We start from the raw sequence: 7,077 nt of genomic DNA on the forward strand, positions 1-7,077 counted from the left end.
GTACCAGCCAGGCCAGCCAACTGGTGCGTGGCGAGGAGCGCGAGCAATGGGAAGCCTTGCGCACCCTGCGTCGCAAGCTGGCGCAGGAACACAGCGTGCCGCCTTACGTCATTTTCCCCGACTCCACGTTGCTGGAAATGCTGCGTGAGCAACCGACCACCATGGCCGAGATGGCCAGGGTCAGCGGCGTGGGTGCGCGCAAGTTGGAGCGGTACGGCCAGGCTTTCCTGGAAGTGCTCGGCGGCCAGGCTGAAGCACCGAAGGAAGTCGCCGATATCCGTCACGAACTGATCAGCTTGGCCCGTGCCGGAATGACCCCGATTCAGATTGCCGGGCAATTGCAGTGCTCGGAAAAGAACGTCTACACCTTGCTCGCCGAATCCATCGGCAAGCAGCAGTTGTCGTTGGAACAGGCCCTTGATTTGCCGGAAGATTTACTGGGTGAAATCCAGGATGCTTTCCTGGATGGAGAAGGCGAATTGCCACCTGTTACCGAGATAGCGCCGCTGTTTACCGGTCGGGTTCCGGAGGGTGTTCTGTACTGTGTGCGTGCCGCTTTGCAGTCTGAATTCGAGATTTAGTGTGCCAATTGCGACAATAGTAACGAATGAGTACATAGCGACCCTTGCCTACTGGCATGGCTCATGCTTAGCTGACTAATAATTAGCCATACTTTATTTTCAGTCTAAATCATGAGTTTTTTATGCCGTTAACCGATCAACACCGTTTTGGCATGCAGTTGGCGCAGATGTCCCGAGGTTGGCGCGCTGAACTGGACCGCCGCCTGGCGGGGCTGGGTTTGTCCCAGGCGCGTTGGCTGGTGCTGTTGCACCTGGCCCGTTTTGCAGAAGCACCCACCCAGCGTGAACTGGCACAAAGTGTCGGGGTGGAAGGGCCGACCCTGGCGCGCCTGCTCGACAGCCTGGAAAGCCAGGGCCTCGTGCAGCGCCAAGCGGTGGTGGAAGACCGTCGCGCCAAGCGCATCTTGCTGTGCGATACCGCCCGTCCCCTGATCGACCAGATCGAAACCATTGCCACGGCCTTGCGCCATGAGCTGTTTGTGGGTGTGGATGAAGAAGACATGCGCGTGTGCATGCGTGTGCACGGGCACATCCTGGCGAACCTGGAAAAGTCCTGAACTCGGCCACGTTGAAGAACAAAATGTGGGAGTGGGCTTGCTCGCGAATGCGGTGCTTCAGTCAACTTATGCATCGACTGACACACTGCTTTCGCGGGCAAGCCCGCTCCCACAGTTGCTTCAATGTGTGGCGTTAGAAGGTCTGGCCCAGGTTCAGGTACACCGCCTGCTGCTTGTCATCGTTGAACCCATAGCTGAAGTTGAGCGGCCCCAGCGGTGTATCAAACCCGAGGAAAACACTCGCGGCGTTGATATACCCGCTGTCGAACTCATTATCGTTGTTCCACGCCCGGCCTCGTTCCACGGACGCCCCAAGGTACAGTGGGAAGTCCAGCGGCAGGTATGAGCGCGGCGTCAGGCGGCGGTAGTAAACCGCGCGTATCAGGCTGATGTTCTGGCCCGAGATCGCATCTTCGCGAAAGCCCGACAATTGCCGTGCGCCACCCAGCAGGAAGCTGGAAATCACCACGTCGGATTTATCCAGGGTGCGTCCATAACGCCCACCCAGTATCAGGGTGTCCGGGCCGTGACTCATGGCCTTGTCCAGCTTGAACTCCCATTGGCGGTAGCGTTGGTCCGAGCCGAGTCCGGGTTCGAACTCTCGGAAGGCCAGGCCGATGTCTTCGCCTGAGTGAGGGAAGTACACGTTGTCCAGGGAGTCGAACGAGTATTTCAGTTCATAGAAGCCTTCACTGAAGCTGACGCTCGGTAGGTCTCGGTCGCCGATACGCACGTCCGCATTGCCCCAGGCTTCGCCGACGCCGAAGCGAATCTCGCCGCTGTTGCCGATTTGTCGTCCTACGTTCAGGCCAAAACCATAACGCTCCAGGCGGTATTCGGAGATGGGGTCGTTATCCAGGATCAGTTCAACGTTCTGCGCCTGGGCCCTGATATAGGGCGCGACGAAGTAGCGCGACCCCGTGTCCAGTGGCTGGTAGAACTCGCTGTACAACTCTTGGCGGTCACCGATCTGCACCCGGGTCAGCCATTCGGCGCCGAGTCGGTTGATGCCGTTCATGCGGTAGCTGGCACCGAGGTTGAAGGCGCTGTCACCGCGCATGTCATCTGACAGGTTCAAGCCCAGGCGCAGGTAGTCGGTGCCGCTGCGTTTGCCCCGTGCGCTGATCACCAGAGTGTTGTCGTGGCCTTTCTTGACCACGCGGTATTGCACCTGTTCGAAGTAATCCAGGCCGTACAACGTGCCCATGTCCGCTTGCAGGCGGCCCAGGTTCAGGGGTTCACCCAGGGCTTGGCGGATGTAGTAGCGAATCACGTCGTCGCTGACTTTCGAATCGTTTTCCACCTGGATTGCGGTGATGATCGGCGTGCGCTCGCCCGGTGTGCGGGCCGCCACCAGTTGCGGGTCCACGGGGGCGGTGGGGCGCAGATGGGCCAGGCGAATGTCGAGGGCACGAGTGGCGCGGTAGCCGGCGTCGATCATGTCCTTGGCGCGACCGAAATCCGTCACCCCATAAGCCGCCAGCGGCGGTTGGATCAGCACATCCTTCGGATGCAGGGCCTTGAGCTGTTCTTCGGAGTTGCGGCGGGTCATCAGGGTGATGGATTGGTTGAGCACATCCACCACGGTCGCCAGTTGCTTGCGTGAACGAAGCGGGGTGCCGATGTCCACCACAATGGCGATGTCGACGCCCATCTCCCGTGCCACATCCAGCGGGATGTTGTCGGTCATGCCGCCGTCCACCAGTAGGCGGCCGTCCAGTTCCACGGGAGCGAACACTGCAGGGATCGACATGCTGGCGCGTATCACCTGAGGCAGGTGGCCTTTGTTGAACACCACTTTTTCGCCGGTGGTGATGTCGGTGGCCACGGCGCGGAAGGGGATCGGCAGCTTGTCGAAATTGCGGGTGTTGCTGGTGTGGGCAAACATGCTTTCCAGCAGCAGCGCCAGGTTCTGGCCCTGGATCACGCCCAGGGGCAGGCCGAGGCTGCCGTCGTCGCGAAAACTGAGTTTCTGCTTGACCAGGAAATCCCGGTCATCCTGTTTGCGTCGGAACGGCACATCCTCCCGTGGAGGCGCATCGGACAGGGCCTGTTGCCAATCGATATTGAGCGCCAGTTTTTCCAGCTCATCGATCTTGTAGCCTGAAGCGTACAGCCCGCCAATCACCGCGCCCATGCTGGTGCCGGCAATCGCATCGATGTGAATACCTTGCTCTTCCAGCGCCTTGAGCACGCCGATATGCGCCAGCCCACGGGCGGCACCGCCGGACAACACCAGGCCGACTTTAGGGGAGGGCGTTTCAACAGCGTTGACGAGGAGAGGGAGCAGACACAGAAACAGGCAGGACAGCAGGCGGCGCATCATGAGTCTCGAAGCTGGGCGATAAAGGCCGGTATTATAGCCACTCGATCGGCCAAGCCCGTTACGCCAGGAACCTGTCAAATTATGTCTGCAAGCAAACCCGAGATCGTCATCACCTATTGCACCCAATGCCAGTGGCTGTTGCGTGCCGCGTGGCTGGCCCAGGAGTTGTTGAGCACTTTCGCCGATGACTTGGGGCGCGTGGCGCTGGAGCCTGCCACTGGCGGTGCGTTTCGTATCACCTGCGACGGCGTGCAGATCTGGGAGCGCAAGGTGGATGGCGGTTTTCCTGAGGCCAAGGTGCTCAAACAGCGCGTGCGCGACCAGATCGATCCGCAGCGCGACCTGGGTCATAACGATCGGACGCAGTAAACAAAGTCACCGCCACTGAGGGCGGTGACCCAAGGTAGCGTCGCTATTTGGCAGCCATTTTGTTTTTGATGAAGGCGACGATAAACGTCAGCACCAGGCCGCCGACGCCACCCCCGACGATGTTGCTGCCGAGCGCCGCAACATTCAGCGCGTCACCTGCCGGTGCGCCGAGGAGCCAGGAGAGCAGTTGCCCCAACACCAGCCCGCCCACGCCGCCAACCATAGAGTTGAGCCCGGTGGAGCCCATGCTTTGGTTGGTCATGCCGGCCAGGTTGCCGCCGATGGCCCCGCTGATGATCTGAACCAACAAGCTGATGAACATTTCCATGGTAAAACCCCTGCATCGCGTAAAGGGAGTGACCACTCGCGTGCAGCAACTTCAGAAAAGACCATGGCTGTCGTCGAGGTGTCTTTTATCCGTTGAACGACTACCGACTGTTGCGGATGTTTAAAGTATAGATCAGGCCGTTGCGGCGGGCTGTTTAGCCTGGCTGGCGCTGCCCATCAGGCCGGACAGCACGATGGCGACGATGATCAGTGCGCCACCCAGCAGCATGCGCAGCGTTGGGGTTTCGGCAAACAGCAGCCAGGCCACGGTGATGCCGTAGACCGGCTCCATGGCAAACACCACGGAGGCAGTGCGCGCCTTGATCACGGCGAGACTGGCGACGAACAGGCTGTGGGCCAGGCCGGTACAGAACACGCCCAGCAATCCGATCCACAGCCAGTCGATGGCCCGCACCTGCGCCAGCCCTGGCGCGGCCACGGGCAGCAGGCAGGCGGCGACCACCACGTTCTGGCACAGCGCAGCCTGTACGGCAGGAATCCGTCCGGAGCTGGCGCGGTTATTCAGTGACAACAGAGAAAACAACAGGCCGGAGGCGATGCCCCAGAGCAGGCCGCCAGTGGCTTCGCTGGCGAGGTTGAAGTCTGGTGTCACCAGTACCAGTCCGACGCTGACCAGCGCCACCAGCACCACTTCATTGGCGCGAATACGCTCGCGGAAGATCAGCCCTTCGAGTATCACAGTGAAGGCGGGGAATGCGGTAAACCCCAGCGTCGCAACGGCCACGCCGGCCACCTTGACCGCAATGAAGAAGGTCACCCAGTGCGCTGCCAGCAGCACACCGCTGACCAGCAACCTGCGCCAGTCGCGCAGTTCCAGCCGTTTCCAGGCCGTGTTGCTGGCAAACCGCGCAAATACCGCGAGGGCCAGCACGGCAAACATTGCACGGCCAAACACGATGATCGACGGCGAGGCGGCCGCCAGTTTGCCAAACACGCCGGTAAGGCCAAACATCAATGCGCCGATATGCAGGGCGCCGAGGGCTGAGCGGGGAGTCATTGCGATCCTTTGAACCAACGGGGTAACAGAAGCGCAGTCTAGAGGGTTGCACGGGGGGGCGTCTGTCGCTGGGCTCGCGATTTTTATCGCGAGACTCTTCCTACGATGAACGCCGTAACGCACCCGGGGATGCGCCGAACTCCCGCAGCATCGCGGCGGCAAATGCACTTTGTGAGCTATAGCCGATGCGATCGGCGACTTCGCCGATGGGTAAAGCGGTCTCACGCAGCAGCTTCAGCGCCATCTGCAAGCGGCGGCTGCGGATGTAGTCCATGGGCGTCTGCCCGCATTCGGCCATGAAGCGCGCATGCAGGCGCGCTACCGACAGGTCGGCGATCCGCGCAAGGTCCGCCACTTGCAATGGATGCCTGACATGCCGCTCGATATGCACATCGAACGCCGCATACGGCAGGCGCCGACCCAGCATCGGTTGGGCCTGCGGATGATGGTTGAGGCTGGCGAGCAGCAATACCGCGCCTTGCTGGGCGATCAACGGGTCCTCCACCGGGCTGTGGGCCAGCCATTGCACCAGTTGGTGTTGCCGGGCGTCCAGCGCCAGGCGCGTGGGTTGATCCAGCAAGCGGCGGCTGGCATCGGCGTGATCGCCCAAGGATTGCAGCAACCAGTGCTCGGTGGGCACATCCAGTACCAGGCAGCGGCTGCCATCGCGACTGCCGCAGGCGTGGTGGGCGGAGAACGGCAGCACCATCACGCTGCTTTCGTGCACCTGGCTGCCACGGCCATCCACTTCCAGGTCCAGGTGCCCGGACAAGCCGAATACCAACTGCGCATGGTCATGGCTATGGGCAATAGGGGCTTCGACGTAGTGGCGCAGCGTGAGGGTCGGTCTCATCGCGGTCTCCAGGGCAACAAGCCCGCAGTCTACAACGCTTCGCAGGCGTCCGGCGCTGTCATCAGACTGACGCAAAGCTGTCATGGGCTATTAATCGCCAGGGTGCAAGCTCGCGAAAACACCGTCGAGGGATGCCCATGACCAGTGCCGAGTTGGCCAAACCCAGCCGCAAACAACGGGTTCGTACCCTGTGGATTTCCGACGTGCATCTGGGCACACGGGATTGTCAGGCCGAACACCTGTCGCAATTCCTCAAGGGTTATCACGCCGACAAGGTGTATCTGGTCGGCGACATCATCGACGGCTGGAAGATGCGTGGCGGCATGTACTGGCCCCAGGCTCACACCAACGTGATCCGTCGCCTGCTGACCATGGCCAAGCGCGGCACCGAGGTGATTTACGTCACTGGCAACCACGATGAATTCCTGCGCCGCTATTCCAAGCTGATCCTGGGCAATATCCAGTTAGTGGATGAAGCGGTGCATGTCACCGCCGATGGCCGTCATTTGCTGGTGATCCATGGCGATCAGTTTGACGTGATCACCCGTTACCATCGCTGGCTCGCATTCCTCGGCGATTCGGCCTACGAATTCACCCTCACCCTGAATCGCTGGCTCAACCATTGGCGTGCACGGTACGGCTATGGCTACTGGTCGCTGTCGGCGTACCTCAAGCACAAGGTCAAGACGGCGGTAAGCTTTATCAGCGATTTCGAAGAAGCGATTGCCCACGAAGTGACCAAGCGCGAGCTGCATGGCGTGGTGTGCGGGCATATCCACCATGCCGAGATTCGCAAGGTGGGTGAGGTGGATTACCTCAACTGCGGGGACTGGGTGGAGTCGTGCACGGCGTTGATCGAGCACTGGGATGGCAGTATCGAGTTGTATCGGTTGGCGGATGCGCAAGCGAAAGAGGCGCAGCTCAAAGCCGAGATGGTTGCAGGCTGAAGGGGCCACACGGTCAAGAAATGTGGGAGCTGGCTTGCCTGCGATAGTGGTGTGTCAGCCCCACATTTTTCACTGACAGGTCGCCATCGCAGGCAAGCC

General features: G+C 60.7%; 8 protein-coding genes. 4 read left to right on the top strand and 4 right to left on the bottom strand.

Annotation, left to right across the window (positions count from 1 at the left end; genetic code table 11):
* Both ACRESD_RS24280 and ACRESD_RS24285 read left to right on the top strand, forming a co-directional pair.
* Window positions 1-581 (top strand): HRDC domain-containing protein (locus tag ACRESD_RS24280; protein ID WP_431753229.1); only part of this gene is annotated, 581 nt, incomplete at its 5' end.
* Window positions 582-703: 122 nt separating this feature from the next.
* On the top strand, window positions 704-1,138 hold the full coding sequence (locus ACRESD_RS24285) for a MarR family transcriptional regulator (protein ID WP_123715558.1): 435 nt from the start codon (window positions 704-706) through the stop codon (window positions 1,136-1,138).
* Between the two features lie 133 nt (window positions 1,139-1,271).
* Here ACRESD_RS24285 and ACRESD_RS24290 read toward each other — a convergent pair whose 3' ends face one another.
* A complete protein-coding gene (locus ACRESD_RS24290) occupies window positions 1,272-3,461 on the bottom strand; it encodes a patatin-like phospholipase family protein (RefSeq protein WP_431753230.1) in 2,190 nt (729 codons plus the stop codon).
* An 84-nt stretch (window positions 3,462-3,545) separates the two neighbouring features.
* On the opposite strand from ACRESD_RS24290, the gene ACRESD_RS24295 reads away from it, so the two are divergent.
* Entirely contained in the window at window positions 3,546-3,833 is a 288-nt protein-coding gene (locus ACRESD_RS24295) for a SelT/SelW/SelH family protein (protein WP_431753231.1), read from the top strand.
* 43 nt (window positions 3,834-3,876) lie between these two features.
* On the opposite strand, the gene ACRESD_RS24300 is transcribed toward ACRESD_RS24295, so the two are convergent.
* The 3 genes from ACRESD_RS24300 to ACRESD_RS24310 form a co-directional block, all read right to left on the bottom strand.
* A complete protein-coding gene (locus ACRESD_RS24300) occupies window positions 3,877-4,161 on the bottom strand; it encodes a hypothetical protein (RefSeq protein WP_431753232.1) in 285 nt (94 codons plus the stop codon).
* A 132-nt stretch (window positions 4,162-4,293) separates the two neighbouring features.
* Entirely contained in the window at window positions 4,294-5,178 is an 885-nt protein-coding gene (locus ACRESD_RS24305) for a DMT family transporter (RefSeq protein ID WP_431753233.1), read from the bottom strand.
* 100 nt (window positions 5,179-5,278) lie between these two features.
* A complete protein-coding gene (locus tag ACRESD_RS24310; RefSeq protein ID WP_431753234.1) occupies window positions 5,279-6,031 on the bottom strand; it encodes an AraC family transcriptional regulator in 753 nt (250 codons plus the stop codon).
* Between the two features lie 137 nt (window positions 6,032-6,168).
* On the opposite strand from ACRESD_RS24310, the gene ACRESD_RS24315 reads away from it, so the two are divergent.
* Window positions 6,169-6,978 carry a UDP-2,3-diacylglucosamine diphosphatase gene (locus tag ACRESD_RS24315; protein ID WP_431753235.1) on the top strand — a complete coding sequence of 270 codons (810 nt, stop codon included), beginning with the start codon at window positions 6,169-6,171 and terminating at the stop codon, window positions 6,976-6,978.
* Window positions 6,979-7,077: the final 99 nt, after the last annotated feature.

The organism is Pseudomonas sp. (genome assembly GCF_050739995.1).
GTDB lineage: Bacteria > Pseudomonadota > Gammaproteobacteria > Pseudomonadales > Pseudomonadaceae > Aquipseudomonas.